This window comes from Streptomyces vastus (assembly GCF_039532825.1).
GTDB classification, from domain to species: Bacteria; Actinomycetota; Actinomycetes; order Streptomycetales; family Streptomycetaceae; genus Streptomyces; species Streptomyces vastus.
This window is the reverse complement of sequence record NZ_BAAASJ010000124.1, coordinates 135,597-150,924: the sequence shown is the minus strand read 5'-3', so window position 1 is coordinate 150,924 and position 15,328 is coordinate 135,597. Positions and strand designations below refer to the sequence as shown.

At 68.2% G+C, this 15,328-nt stretch carries 14 protein-coding genes and 2 tRNA genes; 3 read left to right on the top strand and 13 right to left on the bottom strand.

The genetic code is table 11. The features are described from left to right. Window positions 1–72: 72 nt before the first annotated feature. From ABD357_RS41900 to ABD357_RS41885, 4 genes are all read right to left on the bottom strand, one after another. Window positions 73–753 (bottom strand): ATP-dependent Clp protease proteolytic subunit, encoded by a 681-nt coding sequence (locus ABD357_RS41900; protein ID WP_033328039.1) that lies wholly within the window; start codon window positions 751–753, stop codon window positions 73–75. Window positions 754–868: 115 nt separating this feature from the next. Beyond that, window positions 869–1,477: an ATP-dependent Clp protease proteolytic subunit gene (locus ABD357_RS41895; RefSeq protein WP_119103789.1), complete on the bottom strand. Its 609-nt coding sequence runs from the start codon at window positions 1,475–1,477 to the stop codon at window positions 869–871. A 423-nt stretch (window positions 1,478–1,900) separates the two neighbouring features. Beyond that, on the bottom strand, window positions 1,901–3,298 hold the full coding sequence (gene tig, locus ABD357_RS41890) for a trigger factor (protein WP_344396818.1): 1,398 nt from the start codon (window positions 3,296–3,298) through the stop codon (window positions 1,901–1,903). 244 nt (window positions 3,299–3,542) lie between these two features. Beyond that, a tRNA-Pro gene (locus ABD357_RS41885) sits at window positions 3,543–3,619 on the bottom strand. Between the two features lie 164 nt (window positions 3,620–3,783). Between ABD357_RS41885 and ABD357_RS41880 the strand changes: the two genes are divergently transcribed. Next, a tRNA-Gly gene (locus tag ABD357_RS41880) sits at window positions 3,784–3,857 on the top strand. Between the two features lie 188 nt (window positions 3,858–4,045). Here the strand turns inward: ABD357_RS41880 and ABD357_RS41875 are convergent. Beyond that, window positions 4,046–4,288 (bottom strand): alpha/beta fold hydrolase family protein, encoded by a 243-nt coding sequence (locus ABD357_RS41875; RefSeq protein WP_425585228.1) that lies wholly within the window; start codon window positions 4,286–4,288, stop codon window positions 4,046–4,048. 49 nt (window positions 4,289–4,337) lie between these two features. Beyond that, window positions 4,338–4,532 carry a hypothetical protein gene (locus ABD357_RS41870; RefSeq protein WP_344396817.1) on the bottom strand — a complete coding sequence of 65 codons (195 nt, stop codon included), beginning with the start codon at window positions 4,530–4,532 and terminating at the stop codon, window positions 4,338–4,340. Between the two features lie 753 nt (window positions 4,533–5,285). Here ABD357_RS41870 and ABD357_RS41865 point away from each other — a divergent pair. Then, window positions 5,286–6,386 (top strand): acyltransferase family protein, encoded by a 1,101-nt coding sequence (locus ABD357_RS41865; protein WP_425585236.1) that lies wholly within the window; start codon window positions 5,286–5,288, stop codon window positions 6,384–6,386. 39 nt (window positions 6,387–6,425) lie between these two features. On the opposite strand, the gene ABD357_RS41860 is transcribed toward ABD357_RS41865, so the two are convergent. Together ABD357_RS41860 and ABD357_RS41855 are read right to left on the bottom strand one after the other, a co-directional pair. Then, complete coding sequence (locus ABD357_RS41860) at window positions 6,426–6,881, bottom strand: HD domain-containing protein (protein ID WP_344396815.1); 456 nt, start codon at window positions 6,879–6,881, stop codon at window positions 6,426–6,428. 189 nt (window positions 6,882–7,070) lie between these two features. After that, window positions 7,071–8,249, bottom strand: a complete 1,179-nt coding sequence (locus ABD357_RS41855; protein WP_344396814.1) for a SpoIIE family protein phosphatase — start codon at window positions 8,247–8,249, stop codon at window positions 7,071–7,073. Window positions 8,250–8,430: 181 nt separating this feature from the next. Between ABD357_RS41855 and ABD357_RS41850 the strand changes: the two genes are divergently transcribed. Then, complete coding sequence (locus ABD357_RS41850; RefSeq protein ID WP_344396813.1) at window positions 8,431–9,666, top strand: GNAT family N-acetyltransferase; 1,236 nt, start codon at window positions 8,431–8,433, stop codon at window positions 9,664–9,666. Window positions 9,667–9,672: 6 nt separating this feature from the next. Here the strand turns inward: ABD357_RS41850 and ABD357_RS41845 are convergent, their stop codons facing one another. The 5 genes from ABD357_RS41845 to ABD357_RS41825 all read right to left on the bottom strand — a co-directional run bounded on the left by ABD357_RS41845 (window position 9,673) and on the right by ABD357_RS41825 (window position 15,136). Continuing rightward, window positions 9,673–10,482: an Fpg/Nei family DNA glycosylase gene (locus tag ABD357_RS41845; protein ID WP_344396812.1), complete on the bottom strand. Its 810-nt coding sequence runs from the start codon at window positions 10,480–10,482 to the stop codon at window positions 9,673–9,675. Between the two features lie 355 nt (window positions 10,483–10,837). Beyond that, complete coding sequence (locus ABD357_RS41840) at window positions 10,838–11,323, bottom strand: ribose-5-phosphate isomerase (protein WP_344396811.1); 486 nt, start codon at window positions 11,321–11,323, stop codon at window positions 10,838–10,840. Between the two features lie 68 nt (window positions 11,324–11,391). Then, window positions 11,392–12,435 (bottom strand): serine/threonine-protein kinase, encoded by a 1,044-nt coding sequence (locus ABD357_RS41835; protein ID WP_344396810.1) that lies wholly within the window; start codon window positions 12,433–12,435, stop codon window positions 11,392–11,394. Window positions 12,436–12,582: 147 nt separating this feature from the next. Continuing rightward, window positions 12,583–13,158, bottom strand: a complete 576-nt coding sequence (locus ABD357_RS41830; protein ID WP_344396809.1) for a biotin transporter BioY — start codon at window positions 13,156–13,158, stop codon at window positions 12,583–12,585. Between the two features lie 313 nt (window positions 13,159–13,471). Then, window positions 13,472–15,136, bottom strand: a complete 1,665-nt coding sequence (locus tag ABD357_RS41825; protein WP_344396808.1) for a glycine/sarcosine N-methyltransferase — start codon at window positions 15,134–15,136, stop codon at window positions 13,472–13,474. Window positions 15,137–15,328 lie beyond the last annotated feature (192 nt).

The following is a 15,328-nucleotide window of genomic DNA, read 5'->3' as shown; positions in this document are numbered from 1 at the left end:
CCTTGGCGCGGTTCACTTTGACGCGTACGGCGCCAAACCGTGCCAAGGGGCGGCTGACGATACAGCGCTACGTCACGCGACCGCGGCGTTGTTCATCTTCCGGGTCGAGATGATCTGGTCGATCAGGCCGTACGAGAGCGCGTCCTCGGCGGTGAGGATCTTGTCGCGCTCGATGTCCTCGCGGATCTTCTCGATCGGCGTGGTGGAGTGCTTGGCCAGCAGTTCCTCCAGCTGGGCACGCATCCGGAGGATCTCGTTCGCCGCGATCTCCAGGTCGGAGACCTGGCCGCGGCCCGTCTCGCTGTAGGGCTGGTGGATCAGCACACGGGCGTTGGGAAGTGCCATGCGCTTGCCGGGCGTACCGGCGGCGAGCAGGATCGCGGCGGCGGAGGCCGCCTGGCCCATGCAGACCGTCTGGACGTCCGGCTTCACGAACTGCATTGTGTCGTAAATCGCGGTGAGCGCCGTGAAGGAGCCGCCGGGGCTGTTGATGTAGACCGAGATGTCACGGTCGGGGTCCATCGACTCCAGGCACAGCAGCTGCGCCATGACGTCGTTGGCGGAGGCGTCGTCGATCTGCACGCCGAGGAAGATCACGCGCTCCTCGAAGAGCTTTGCGTACGGGTCGTACTCGCGCACGCCCTGCGAGGTGCGCTCGACGAAGCGCGGGATGACGTAGCGGGACTCCGCGCGGGGGCCGGTGTACTCGGCCTCCGTGCGGGCGTAGAGGCCGCTGCCGGGGAAGTCGTTCACTGTGTCTCCTGGGAGCCTGAAAAGAGCTGAGGCGGTCGGCTGGGGGCTCGGAAGGCTTATTTACGTCAGCTGCGCTCGGGCTGCGTGTACAGGCTGCCCGTGAGCGCGAGCGTGACTAGGCCGCTCCGGTGCCGCCGCCGCCCGGCATACCGGCAGCGGTGGGCATGATGTCGTCGATCAGGCCGTACTCCTTGGCCTCGATCGGGTCGAACCAGCGGTCACGGTCCGAGTCGCGGGTGATCTGCTCCACGGTCTGGCCGGTGTGGAAGGCGGTCAGCTCCGCCATCCGCTTCTTGGTGTGCAGCAGCCGCTCGGCGTGGATCTTGATGTCCGACGCGGAACCGGCGAGGCCGGCCGAGGGCTGGTGGATCAGGATCTCGGCGTTCGGCAGGGCGAAGCGCTTGCCCGGGGTGCCCGCGCTCAGCAGGAACTGGCCCATGGAGGCCGCCATGCCCATGGCGATGGTCACCACGTCGTTCTGGATGTACTGCATGGTGTCGTAGATCGCCATACCGGCCGTGATCGATCCGCCGGGGCTGTTGATGTACAGGAAGATGTCCTTGTCCGGGTCGGCGGCAAGGAGCAGCAACTGTGCGGTGATCTTGTTCGCAATGTCGTCGTCGACCGGCTGGCCGAGGAAGATGATCCGCTCACCGAGCAGCCGGTTGTAGACCTGGTCGCCGAGGCCACCACCGATGGAGGGCTCGCCGGCGGCTGAAGGCATCAGATTCGTCACGTATCCACCTGCTCGTCTTAACGACGGCGCCGGGGCCGTCTCACGTGTTCTGCCGGGGCGGGGGGCCGTCCGGCGGTGTTTCGGGACTCCCCTGCCCTCGTACTCATGGACCCTAACGCGCGGGTCCCTTCGGGGAATCCCGAGGAGGGAACTGTTCGCTGTGAGCGCATGCGCTCCGCTGGTTGCGCAGGGATTTTGGCGGGGCCCGCCCCGCAGGGGCGCGGGGAACCGCGCGAGCAACCCCCACAAAGCCGCAGACGCGTCTGCCACGGGCTGTGTATCGGCGGGTGCGGCTTGTTGTGGGCTGGCCGCGCAGTTCCCCGCGCCCCTTTGGGACGCTTCCCTGGGCGTAGCGCAGCAGGCCCCGGACCGCTCGTGCGGTCCGGGGCCTGCTGGAGGTACAGCGAGGCGTCAGGCCTCGGGCTTCTCCTCGGAGGCCTCAGCGGAAGCGTCCGCCGCCTCCGTACCCTCGGCGGCAGCCGATTCGGCCTCGTCCTCCTCGTCGTCCAGGTCCACGATCTCGCCGTTCGTGTCCTTGACCGTGGCGGCCTCGACGACGACCGCGAGGGCCTTGCCGCGGGCGACCTCGCCGACCAGCATCGGGACCTGGCCGCCCTCTACGACGGCCTGGGCGAACTGGTCGGGGGACATGCCGGAGGAAGCGGCGCGGCGCATGAGGTGCTCGGTGAGCTCCTCCTGGTTGACGTTCAGCTTCTCCTTGTTGACCAGCTCGTCGAGGACGAACTGGGTCTTGATGCCCTTGACCGCGGCCTCGCGCGTCTCGGTGTCGAACTCCTCGGCCGTCTTGCCCTGGATCTCCAGGTACTGCGGCAGGTCCAGGCCCATCTGACCGAGCTGGTGGTGCTCGAGGTTGTGCTTACGGGTGTTGATCTCGTCCTCGAGGAGCTTCTCGGGGACGGGCACCTCGACCAGCTCCAGCAGCTTCTCCAGGACGCGCTCCTGGGCCTGCGTGGCCTGGTCGTACTGCTTCATGTTCTCGAGGCGCTTACGGCTGTCCGTGCGCAGCTCCTCCAGGGTGTCGAACTCGGAGGCGAGCTGCGCGAAGTCGTCGTCCAGCTCGGGAAGCTCACGCGCGGCGACCTGGGTGACCTTGACGGAGACCTCGGCCTCCTTGCCGGCCGCCGAGCCGCCCTTGAGCTCGGAGGTGAAGGTGGCCTCGCCACCGGCCTCCAGGCCCTTCACGGCGTCGTCGATGCCCTCCAGCAGCTCACCGGAGCCGATGGTGTAGGAGACGCCGTTCGCGACGCCGTCCTCCAGGACCTCGCCGTCGACCTTGGCCTCCAGGTCGATCGTCACGACGTCGCCGTCCTCGGCGGCGCGCTCGACCGGCGTGGTGGACGCGAAGCGCTCACGCAGCTCCTCGACGGCCTTGTCGACGTCCTCCTCGCTGACCTCGACGGCGTCGACCTCGACCTCGATGCCGGAGTAGTCCGGGATCTCGATGGCCGGGCGGATGTCGACCTCGGCGGTGAAGTTCAGCGTCTCGCCGTCCTTCAGCTCCGTGATGTCGACCTCGGGCTGGCCGAGCACGTTCAGCTCGGCGTTGTTGACCGCGTCGGTGTAGAACTTCGGAAGCGCGTCGTTGACCGCCTCCTCCAGAACCGCACCGCGGCCGAACCGCTGGTCGATGACGCGCGCCGGAATCTTGCCCTTCCGGAAACCCTTCACCGTGACCTGCTGGTTGATCTTCTTGTACGCCGCGTCGAGGCTGTCCTTGAGCTCCTCGAAGGGCACCTCGACAGTGAGCCGAACCCGGGTCGGGTTCAGGGTCTCCACGGCGCTCTTCACGGTTCGGTCTCCTTGATGGCTGACTTCTTGGGGTTCTGCTGTCGACCTCTGCCGGATGCGGCGGGTGCCTCAGCGGATTCGCGGCCCTTGTGAGATGTAACAGTGCAGACATACGGGCGCGCAGTTTGCATAGTAGCCGCAGGCGGTACACGCCCCAAAAGGCGAGCTTCCGGTGCCGCGGGCCCCGGGAGCCCGGTCGGGTTCCGGACCGGGTCCCCGTCGGCGGTCACCGGGTCCCTGCTGATGGTCGGGGTGGCGGGATTTGAACCCACGGCCTTCCGCTCCCAAAGCGGACGCGCTACCAAGCTGCGCCACACCCCGTCGGTGCGACACGTAGGGTACATGCCCGCCGACACCGCGGCTCCCGCATTTCGCGGGCGCCTGAGTGGGCGCCTGAACGGACGCGGAACGGGATGTGCGGCCAAGGGCGCCACCCGCTACGATGCTCCAGTGCCGCGCGTCCACTGACCTGCGGCGCGTCCTGTGCGGGCGTAGCTCAATGGTAGAGCCCCAGTCTTCCAAACTGGCTACGCGGGTTCGATTCCCGTCGCCCGCTCCACACGGCTCAGGGCCAGGTCAGAGGTCACATCCTCTGCCTGGCCCTGAGGCGTTTCCGGGCTGGTCATTCCCTGAGGATGGCTCGCGGAGCCGACGTACTCGCGGACCAGGGCCTCGTGGCAGGGGAGCCGGGAGCTGCTCGAAGACCTCGGCCTGGGCATTCAGCGAGACGTCCTGGCCCGCGCACTTCTACGAGCTGCCGTAGCCGGGCATGTCCCGGACGTGGACCCGGTGGTCCTGCACGGCGAGCGTCGGCGCGATCTCGTGCCGGGCGTACCAGGAGAGCCGGGCGTACGAGGAGAGCCGGGCGTACGAGGAGAACGGGGTGCCGTGCAGCAGCACGGGCCGGCCGTCGGCGGGGACGATGCGGTCCCGGCGGACGGTTCCGATCGGGCCGGGCCGGCTCTCGCGGAGCTGCCAGGTCTTCGTCATCCCGGATCCGATCCCGTACCTGACGAAGTGCCGTACCTGCTCAACTCGCTCAGAATTGGATCTCGTTGAGGGTCTCCGCTATCGAGTTGAGGAACCGCTGGATGTCATCGGCCATGCCCGTCGAGGCAAGGAAGAAGCCGAACAGCACGGCGACGATCGCCGGACCCGCCTTGATCGATCCTCCTCTGATCAACACCACGAGGACGATCGCCAACAGCAGCACAACTGATAGCGAAATGGCCACAACTGATCACACCCTACGGTCGGTCCGCTCTCCCGGCCCGAGGGTGCCGCCCAGCACACCCCCGCAGAACCATCGTGCCACCAACAGGCCCGGCCTATGCGGAAGGTGGAGCATCATCGGCCATCGTTCTCGCCGAACCTGCACAATCCGTACCTGTGCGGCGCTCCTCGGCGGCCATGAACGGCGGTGCCGCGTACGGCAATTCGCGGAGCCTCCCGCACGTCGAATTCAGGATGGTCATTGCCGTGCCCACACATCCTGTTCGCGGATAATTCGAATTGTTGCCGCAGGCACAGCGAGGGACCGGCGAGCGCTTCGGAGAGGGTGTCAACAAACGCCAATCAATGGACATTTCACCAGAGTCGCCCGCGAGTGTTATGCACCATTTAGTCGGGATGAAGAGGGACGTAACAGGCGTACGTGTCACATCAGTCGACCTCTGCATCACCAAGCCGGCTTCGTCGCCTGCTTATCTCTCGCTCGTCTCTCGCTTGTCACCCGCTTCTTCAAATCCCCCATACTCCCCGCGATAAGCGAGGGTTAAGCAGGAATGACGTCCAGGGTTTTACGAAATCGCGTCGGCGACGCTAGGGTGCCTCAGATGTTCACCGCTGCCTCGTCCCCCGCACGCGCAGTGAGGTCCCGGATCGTCTCCCCCAGTTCCTGGTGGGAGGGTCTGTGACGAACTCGCTCCGCCCACACGGCCAACAGAGGGCTCCGCTCCCGCCGACGGAGGAGTCGTCGGTGTCCGCGATGCCGAGCCCGCGAACCCGCGACACCGCGCAGGCCAACACCGCTCCCGCCGCGCCTCAGGCCAGGCCGGCCAAGCAACGCGACGCGTTCTTCGACAACGCCAAGTACCTGGCCATCGTGCTCGTCGCGATGGGTCACACCTGGCAACCGCTGACCGACCACAGCCGCAGCGCCGAGGCGCTCTACATGGTCGTCTACGCCTTCCACATGCCGGCGTTCATCCTCATCTCCGGCTATTTCTCGCGCAGTTTCGACATGCGTGCCGACCGGCTCCAGCGGCTCGTGACGGGCATCGCCGTGCCGTACATCCTCTTCGAAGCGGCGTACTCCGTCTTCAAGAAGGTGGCGGACGACGATCCGGGCCATCCGGTCAGCCTGCTCGACCCCTGGTACCTCACGTGGTTCCTGGTCGCGCTGTTCGTGTGGCGGCTGACGACGCCGATGTGGAAGGTCGTTCGCTGGCCGGTGCCGCTCGCGCTCGCCATCGCGGTTCTCGCCTCCGTGTCGCCCGACATCGGCGACGACCTGGATCTGCAACGTGTGCTGCAGTTCCTGCCGTTCTTTGTCATCGGCCTGTTCATGAAGCCCGAGCACTTCCAGCTGATGCGGCGCCGTGAGGTCCGGATCCTGTCGGTGCCGGTGTTCGCGGCGGCGCTAGTCGTGGCGTACTGGGCGGCTCCGCGGATGACCTCGGCCTGGTTCTACCACCGGGACAGCGCGCAGGAGTTGGGCACGCCGTGGTGGGCCGGCGTCGTGATGACGCTCGCGCTGTTCGGCTGCTCGATGGTCCTCACGGCCTGCTTCTTCTCCTGGGTGCCGGGTCGCAAGATGTGGTTCACGGTGCTCGGCGCGGGGACGCTGTACGGCTATCTGCTGCACGGTTTCCTGGTCAAGGGCGGCCGTTTCTGGGGCTGGTTCGACTACACGTGGCTGCATGAGCCGCTCGGCGAGATCTTCGTCACCCTGGTCGCCGCCGCCGTGGTCACCCTGCTGTGCACCCCGCCCGTCCAGCGCATGTTCCGCTTCGCGATGGAGCCGAAGATGGAGTGGGCGTTCAAGCGGGATGCGGCCGAGCTGGCGCGGGGGCGGGCCAGGTCCTAGGCCCGTCCAAGGGGATCAGCTCAAAACGAGGCTCAAGTCCTAAGCCAGGCCCAGGAGTTCGCGCATCCTCGCGTACTTCTGGGCCAGTCGCTTCCGCGTGGGCTCGTCCAGGGCCGCGAGCCTCGCCGGATTCGCGTTGTGAGCCAGGTCGGATTCCTTGACCAGCAGGGCCCCCGGCGTCGCCAGGATGCGTTCGGCGTACGACTCCGGGGGCTCGCCGGGGCGCCTGGTGAGGGCCAGGACGATGTCCTTCGTACGCCGGGTCAGCGCGGCCTTGTGCAGGAGCCAGTCCTCCGAGACGGCATCGTCCTCGACGGCGTCGTGGAGCCAGGCGGCGGCGATCTGTTCGTCGTCGCCTCCACGGGCACGTACCCCCTCGGCCACCGCCTGAAGGTGCTCGGCGTACGGCCGGCCCGCCTTGTCGGTCTGGGCGGCGTGTGCGTTACGGGCGATGGCTTCGACTTCGGTGAGGCTCAGCAGGGCATTGTCGTTCATGCGTCGAGTGTGCCGCGAAGCGCCGGCCGTTGGCGCTTCCGACCTGCGTCCAGAGTCCGGTGACGAAGGCGGAGCTGACGTGGCGCGTCAAGTCCGCGTGATTCAGGCCACTCGGGTCAGGCACATACCGTGGCCGTCCCCGGAGGGGCCGGTACGGAAGACCGCCGGTGCCGGCTGACCCCGCACAGGTCACACGGTGACCGACGCCGTCGCACCCTCACGGCAGATCAGCAGCAGCGCCCGGTCGTCGTTCACGTCCTTCGCCACCGCCTCGATGAGGTGCCAGGCAGCGCCATGGAAGCCGCCCGCCACATACCGGTCGGCCTCTCCCGTGAGGCGGTCGATGCCTTCGACGATGTCCCGGTCGGAGGTCTCGACCAGGCCGTCCGTGAACAGCATCAGAACGTCGCCCGGGCGCAACGTACCCTTCACGGGATCGAACTGAGCCCCGTCGTACACCCCGAGCAACGGCCCCTCAGCGGACTTCTCCTCCCAGCGCCCGTTCCCCGCGCTGAGCTGCAGCCCCGGTGGATGCCCGGCCGAGAAGAGCTCGTAGTCACCGGAGTCCAGGTCCAGGACGAGGTGGATCGATGTGGCGAAGCCCTCGTCCCAGTCCTGCCGGAGCAGGTAACCGTTCGCCGCGGGCAGGAACGCGTGCGGCGGCAGCGAGCCGAGCAGTCCCCCGAACGCCCCGGACAGCAGCAGCGCACGCGACCCCGCGTCCATGCCCTTGCCGGACACGTCCGTCAGTACGACCTCGAGCGTGCGCCCTCCGTTCGTACGGGCGGCCACCACGAAGTCCCCCGAGAACGACTGACCACCGGCCGGCCGCAAGGCCATCTCGCGATGCCAACCCGCCGGCAGCTTCGGCAACTTGCTCTGGACCCGGATCCGTTCCCGCAGGTCGAACAGCATGGTGCCGCCGCGTCGCCACGGCACCCCCACCCGGCTGCGGAACTGCGCGATGAGCAGGCCGAAGAAGCCGCAGGCGGCGACCACCAGCACGGTCCCCGGCGTCACCCGGGACGGCCCCTCCGTGTAGGGGCCGAGTTTCAGGGACTCGATGATCAGCGCGGTGGCGGCGGCCGCGTACAGGCCGAGCAGGCTGGCCGGCCGCAGCACCAGCCCGCCGGCGACGATCGGGAGGACCAGCGCGGCCGGCGAAAACCACACGGAGTTGACGAGTGTGGCCCCCGTGATCACGGGAATGGTCAGTAGCAGACCGGCCAGCGCGACCCAGTCCGAGCCGTCCCCGCGGAAGTAGTCGACAGCGGATCTGCGCAGCCCTGTGCGGACCCGGTGCAGTTGCTTCTTCAACCGGGCCGTGAACGTCTCGGCTTCCGCGCGCCGCTCTCGTCCTGCTGCCATTGTTCGGGACCCTATCCATCGGACCTGGTACTTGGCACGGGAGGTCCCACTTGTCCCCCGTCCGAGAACCGAAGTCACAGAAACGTCCGATCCCCGAGGATCGCATGCCGCAGTGGGCGGCCCGCCCCGAGCTGACATAAATCCACTCGCTGATCCCGGATTGCCCTGGTAGGCATGGCATATGACGACTGACGTGCGCGTGCTCCGGCCGGAAGAATGGGACGAGTGGTACGGAAAGCTCGTGCTCGCCTTCGGCGGAGTCGACGAGTCGCCCGAGGAGCGATCCCTGTGGCACGGCCTCACGGAGTTCGACCGCTTCATCGGGGCCTGGGACGGCGACGAGTGCGTGGGCACGGCGGGTGCGTTCAGCTTCCGTATGACCGTGCCCGGCGGCGCCCCGGTGAAGGCGGCCGGCATCACGATGGTGAGCGTCGCCGCGACGCACCGCCGCCGCGGTGTGCTGACGTCCATGAAGCGCAGGCAGCTGGACGACATCCACTCCTGGGGCGAGCCGCTGGCCGTACTGACCGCCTCCGAACCGGTGATATACGGCCGCTTCGGCTACGGCGCGGCGACCCAGCAGCTGCGCGCGGAGATCGACACGTCCCGGGTACGGCTGATGGCGCCGGCCGGCACCGACGACGTACGACTGCGCCTCGCCGAACCTGATGCGGACGCCGTACGCGATGCGTGCGAAGCCGTCTACGCACGGCAGGTGCCGACCCGGCCCGGGATGATGGCACGGCTGCCCGGCTGGGAGCGGCTGCCGTTGCTCGACCCGGAGAGCGAGCGGAAGGGCTCGTCGCCGTTGCAGTGTGTGCTCGCCGAGCGGGAAGGCGAGGTGGTCGGCTACGCCCGGTACTTCATCAAGCCGGAGTGGGACGCGGCCGGGCCCAAGGGCACGATCGAGCTGCGCGATCTGGAGGCGCTGGACCCGGCTGCGTACGCGGCGCTGTGGCGGTTCCTGTTCGACATCGACCTGACGTCGACGGTGAAGTCCCGTAACCGTCCCGTCGACGACGCCTGGCAGCACCTCGTCTCCGACATCCGGCGGTGCGGGCTCGGCCTGCGGGACGCGCTGCACGTACGGCTCGTCGATGTGGGGGCCGCGCTCGAGGCGCGTACGTACCAGGCGCCCGTGGACGTCGTGTTCGAGGTCGAGGACGCCTTCTGCCCCTGGAACGGGGGGCGTTGGCGGCTCTCCGGTGACGCGAAGGGGGCGTCCTGCGAGCGGACCACCGACTCGGCGGATCTCGCCCTGTCCGTACGGGAGTTGGGGTCGGCCTATCTCGGTGGCGTGTCCCTTGCCTCACTCGCAGCGGCGGGGCTTGTGCGGGAGCTGCGCCAAGGCGCGGTCGCGGAGGCCTCGCTCGGCTTCTCCGGTGCCGTCGCACCGTGGCTGCCGCACGGCTTCTGAGCGGCTTCAGGCCCTCTGGCAGGTAGGGCACCAGAAGAGGTTGCGGGCGGCGAGACCGGCGGTGCGGATCTCGCCGCCACAGATGTGGCAGGGCAGGTTGGCCCTGCGGTACACGTAGACCTCGCCGCCGTGGTCGTCCTTGCGCGGCGGGCGGCCCATCGCGTCCGGCTCGTGTTCCGGGCGGACCGTGTCGATGCGGTTGTTGCTCACGCCCTGGCGCATGAGCGTGACGAGGTCCGTCCACAGCGCGTTCCACTCGGCCGGGGTGATGTCCCTTCCCGGCCGGTACGGGTCGATGCCGTGCCGGAAGAGGACTTCCGCACGGTAGACGTTTCCTACTCCTGCGATGACCTTCTGGTCCATGAGGAGGGCGGCGATCGTCGTACGGCTGCGGGAGATGCGGGCGTACGCCTGTGCCGGGTCGGCGTCCTCGCGCAGGGGGTCCGGGCCCAGGCGGTCGTGTACCGCCTGCTTTTCCGTGTCCGTGATCAGGGTGCAGGTGGTGGGGCCGCGGAGGTCTGCGTACGCGGTGTCGTTGGTGAGGCGTAGGCGGATGGTTTCGGTGGGTGGGGGTACGGGGGCGTCGCCGAGGGTGACCTTGCCGAAGAGGCCGAGGTGGATGTGGGTCCAGGCCTCGGTTTCGAACCGTAGGAAGAGGTGTTTGCCGTGGGCTTCGGCGGTTGTCAGCGCTGTCCTGTCCAGGAGGGCTGCGGCGTCGGCGAATTTGCCTTGCGGGCTTGTGACGTGGGCCGTCCGGCCGCCGAACCGTCCGAGGTAGTCCTCGGCGAGCCGGTGAATGGTGTGCCCTTCGGGCACGGGGGCCTCCTGGTCGTGTTCGTCCTGCGGTCCGAGCGGGATTCTTTCCCCAGCCCCGCCCCTTCCCGAAACTGGGGGCTGCGCCCCCAGGCCCCCTTGGGAGGCAGTGTGTCGGCTGCGGGTCCGATGTGGCTGGTCGCGCAGCTCCCCGCGCCCCTGAAGGGGCGCGCCCGGCGAACTCAGCTGCTCAGGCCAAAGCCCTTCAAACCCAGGCCAGGCACAATTCAGCCCGTCCGGCGTTTGAGGACGAGGCCGCTGGGCCGATGCGGGGGTCTGGGGGCGCAGCCCCCATTGGGGTTCCGGGGGCGGAGCCGCTTGGTTTCGGGAAGGGACGGGGTTGTGGAAGGAAAGCCCCCTACCCCTGCGGGTGGTGCGCCGGGATGTCCGGCATGACCCCGGCCGTCTCGTACGCCGACAGCATGTCGATGCGACGGACGTGACGGTCGTCGCCGGAGAACGGCGTGTTCAGGAACGTCTCGACAAACTTGGTCGCCTCGTCCCGCGAGTGCATACGCGCCCCGACAGCCACAACGTTCGCATCGTTGTGCTGACGCCCCAACGCCGCAGTCTCCTCGCTCCAAGCGAGCGCAGCCCGAACCCCGGCCACCTTGTTCGCCGCGATCTGCTCCCCGTTCCCCGATCCCCCGATCACAATGCCGAGCGACCCGGGGTCCCCCGCGGTGCGCGAGGCCGCGCGGAGGCAGAACGGCGGGTAGTCGTCCTGGGCGTCGTAGATGAGGGGCCCGCAGTCGACGGGCTCATGCCCGGCGGCTTTGAGCCACTCGACGAGGTGGTTCTTGAGTTCGAAACCGGCATGATCGGAGCCGAGGTACACGCGCATGGTCCGAGTGTGACACGCGTGTTTCGGCCCGGCCTCCTCGGGTCGGACCGGTCAAGCGCGCCGCTGCGTCAGGGCGACGGGGTCTGACTCCCGCCTGGTGTGGGCGGCGGACGCGAGGTGCCCGCGACCGTGGGCGGCGGGGTGGTGTCGGGCAGCTTCGTCTCACCGCCGGGACGGATCGCCGTGATGATCATGACGATCCCCACAGCGGTGGCGGCCACCAGGACGAGAACAGTGAGCAGCCGCGGCAGCCACTCGGGGCTCTCGCTCTTCTCACTCGTCTCGGTCTCCCGCTCCCTGACTGCGGGCGGCGCCGTGAGCACCCGGCTCAAGAACCGCACCACTTCCCCCACATCCGGCCGACCGCCCGGATCCCGGGCCAGCAGCCTCCGCAGCAGCGGAGTCAATGGCTCGTCCTCGGGCGGCAGTCGAGGCTCCTCGTACATCACCGCAGCCAGCGTGGCGAGCGTCCCGGCGCGTTCGAACGGGGAGTGTCCGGTGAGGGCGGTGCAGAACGTGGCGCCGAGGGACCACAGGTCGGAGGGCGGGCCCTGTGGGCGGCCGGAGATACGTTCCGGCGGGATGTACTCCGGGGAGCCGACGATGACTCCGGCCTGCGTCAGCCCCTGCGCGTCCTGGAGGGCGGCGATCCCGAAGTCGGTGAGGACGACCCTGCCGCCCGGCCCCAGCAGGACGTTGCCGGGCTTGATGTCGCGGTGCAGCACTCCGGCCGCGTGCACCCGGCGCAGCGCCTCGGCGAGTGCGAGGCCGATCCTGGCCGTCTCACGTGCGTCGAGGGGGCCGTGTTCGACGACGGTCCGGGCCAGTGAGGGGGCCTCGACCAGTTCCATGACGATCCAGAGCCGGTCGTTCTCCTCGGCCACGTCATAGACCCGTACGACATTGGGGTGGTCGATACGGGCACTAGCGCGGGCCTCGCGCAGCGCGCGCTCGCGCCGGACCTCGATTTCCTCGGCTCCGGCGGCGTCGAGCCGGAGTTCCTTCACGGCGACCGGACGGCCGAGCAGTTCGTCGGACGCGCGCCAGACTCGGCCCATGCCGCCCTGCCCGATGGGTTCGAGGAGCCGGTACCGGTCCACGACACACCTCATGCGGCTACACCCCCAACCTCCTTTCATGACAGCACAAACCGGGCCAATGACACGAGACCGGAAATCAAGCGGCCCCCGCACCCGTTACGGGGCGCGAGGGCTGGGGCTGTGGCTGGGGGCTGCGACGTCGCTCTCAGCGCTTCACGCTCAGCGCTTCACGAGCTTCCAGACGGTGGGCAGCAGGCCCATTGCCAGGGCCGCCTTGAAGGCGTCGCCGACGAGGAAGGGCGTGAACCCGGCGGCAACAGCCTCCGTGGGGCTCAACTGCGTGGCGGCGGAGAGGTAGGGGACGCCGATCGCGTAGATGACGGCCTCGCCGAGGAGCATCGTGCCGGCCATGCGCAACACCGAACGGTCGGCGCCCCGGCGGGCCAGGGCGCCGACGAGCGTGGCCGCCAGCATCATGCCGATGATGTAACCGAAGGTCGGGGAGACACCGTGGCTGCCCTCCGCGAACCACGGAACACCGGCCAGGCCGACCAGCGCGTACAGAGCGAGCGAGAGGAAGCCGCGCCCGGCGCCGAGCGCCGTGCCGACGAGCAGGGCCGCGAAGGTCTGCCCGGTCACCGGCACCGGCGAGCCCGGCACGGGCACGGCGAGCTGGGCGGCGAACCCGGTGAGCGCGGCACCACCGGCCACGAGCGCGATGTCGCGGACGCGGGACGCGGGAAGCAGATCGGCGAGGACCTTGCCCGGGAGGGCGGTGGCGGCAGCGGTGCTCATGGAAACTCCGGCAGTGTGGGAGCGGGCGGTTCGGGACACCGCGACGCTATCCCAGGCCCCTGGACCCGATCACCAGCAGCGCTCGACAAACCGCGGATCGCGCGCTTGGTGCGCTCCCTACAAAGACTGGTGAGTATACCTGGGGCGGCGTGACCCTGCTCACTGAGGAATGGCGGCTTTACCCACAAGGGCGGGACCGGCGAGGACTGTCGGATCTCGCCAAACCCTCTCAAGAAAGCCCCCGCGAGGACGTGACTCGCGGGGGCTTCCCTTGCGCCCCATGCCTGGCAGGAGGCTCAGTCGTCGGCGTCGCTCAGTCGTCGGTTCCCAGCCTGAAGTGGAAGACGCCCCAGGTGAGATGCCCCTCGCGGCCGCCGTCGATCCAGTGGCCGAGCCCCTTCTTCATCTGGGCGAGGTAGTCGTGGCTGATCTTTCTGGCCAGCCCTTCGGCCTCTTGGCGGCCGGTCTCCTCGAGGACCCGGGTGTAGTGGTTCACCAACTGTTCGCGGTGCTCTTCGAAACCACCGTCGACGGCGGTGAATCCGAGCCGGTCCAGCTCGCGTGTGTAGAAGCCGGGCGAGCCCATGTCGTCCAGATGGATCCGGTCGAGAATCGGCTGCAGCACGTCGGCGGAGCCGCCGTCCGCCGTCGCCATCGGGTCGGTGAAGATGACATGGCCGCCGGGGCGCAGCACCCGTGCGATCTCCTCCAGGACCTTGACGCGGTTCCCGCTGTGCAGGAAGGCGTCCTGGGACCAGACGACGTCGACCTGGTCGTCGGGAAGCGGGATGTCCTCGAAGGACCCGTCCACGACCTCGATCCGGTCGGTGAGCGCGCGTGCCGAGTTCAGCTCCTTGTGGCGCTGGTTCTCCACCTCGCTGAGGTTGAGTGCGACCACCCGGCAGCCGTACGTCCCGGCCAGGTACCGTGCCGAGCCGCCGTACCCCGAGCCGAGGTCGAGCACCACGGAGTCCCGGGTCAGCTCCAGCTTCGACGCCATCCGCTCGACGGTGCGCCGGCTGGCGTCGGCGATGGGCTCCGCGGGGCTTTCGTAGAGGCCGATGTGGATGTCCTCGCCGCCCCACACGGTGGCGTAGAAGGTGTCGGCGTCGGGTGAGTTGTAGTAGCTGCGGGCGGTGCTGACCGCGCCCGTGTACCGGCCTTCCTTCTCCTGCTGGTCGTCCATCCGGTACTCCTTCTGCGCCACATGCACGAAGAAGTCCGGCTGCTCACCCCGGTAGGTGTGCTGGAAGTCGCCGTAGGTCTCGACCCGCTGAAAACCCACCTCGGACATCAGGCGACGGGTGTAGTCCTTGCGCAGCGGGAACATGTTGAGGTGGTACACGGAGTCGTCCGGGAAGTGGTACCGCATGCGGCACAGGCCCTCGTCGACGTACTCCGGTTCCACGGTGACGTCCTCACCGCAGTAGTAGTACGTGTGCTTGCTCGTGTAGCCGTCGTCCAGGATCGCGTCGTAATTGCGCTGGTCGAGGACGAGAATTCCGTCGTGTTTGAGCATCGCGTAGAACTCGGCGAGCGCCTTGCGCCGGTCGCGCTCCGAGAAGAGATGCGTGAAGGAGTTGCCGAGGCAGACGATGGCGTCGTACTCCCCGTGGACGTCTCTGTTGAGCCACCGCCAGTCCGCCTGTACGACGCGCAGGATGTGCCCGCCCTGCTTGGTGCCGTTCTCGAAGGCCATCGCCAGCATGTCCGCGCTGCCGTCGGCGCTCACGGTGTCGAATCCGGCGGCCAGCAGCCGTACGGAGTGAAATCCTGTGCCCGTCGCTACGTCGAGCACACTCTTCACGCCCCACTTGCGCAGCAGGTCGATGAAGAAATTGCCTTCGCTGTCCGCCCGTTTCTCCCAGTCGATGAGCGAGTCCCACTTCTCGACAAAGCTGGGAACGTACTCCTCCGTGTAGTGACCGGTTTCGCGTACTTCGACAGGGTTGTCGCCGAACTCTTGAGCCGGTTGCACGATGATGGGGAACTCCTTCAGTCATCGGGAGGCATGCTCAGCAGATCGCTATCCGATGTCGGGGACCTCATGCCTCCAAAGTTCGTATACAGCCGCGTAGTTGACGCCGATAGCGGCATTGGCCAGCACCTTTGCCTCTTCAAGATTCTTTGAGACCGGGGCGGGCCGGCCGGTCCGGGGGCTACCCCCAGT

Coding starts and splice junctions, on each gene's coding strand:
- ABD357_RS41850 (WP_344396813.1), top strand. CDS start 8,431: ATGACGACTGACGTGCGCGTGCTCCGGCCGGAAGAATGGGACGAGTGG.
- ABD357_RS41875 (WP_425585228.1), bottom strand. CDS start 4,288: ATGACGAAGACCTGGCAGCTCCGCGAGAGCCGGCCCGGCCCGATCGGA.
- ABD357_RS41895 (WP_119103789.1), bottom strand. CDS start 1,477: ATGCCTTCAGCCGCCGGCGAGCCCTCCATCGGTGGTGGCCTCGGCGAC.
- ABD357_RS41835 (WP_344396810.1), bottom strand. CDS start 12,435: ATGAGGTGTGTCGTGGACCGGTACCGGCTCCTCGAACCCATCGGGCAG.
- ABD357_RS41855 (WP_344396814.1), bottom strand. CDS start 8,249: ATGGCAGCAGGACGAGAGCGGCGCGCGGAAGCCGAGACGTTCACGGCC.
- ABD357_RS41860 (WP_344396815.1), bottom strand. CDS start 6,881: ATGAACGACAATGCCCTGCTGAGCCTCACCGAAGTCGAAGCCATCGCC.
- ABD357_RS41865 (WP_425585236.1), top strand. CDS start 5,286: ATGCCGAGCCCGCGAACCCGCGACACCGCGCAGGCCAACACCGCTCCC.
- ABD357_RS41830 (WP_344396809.1), bottom strand. CDS start 13,158: ATGAGCACCGCTGCCGCCACCGCCCTCCCGGGCAAGGTCCTCGCCGAT.
- ABD357_RS41840 (WP_344396811.1), bottom strand. CDS start 11,323: ATGCGCGTGTACCTCGGCTCCGATCATGCCGGTTTCGAACTCAAGAAC.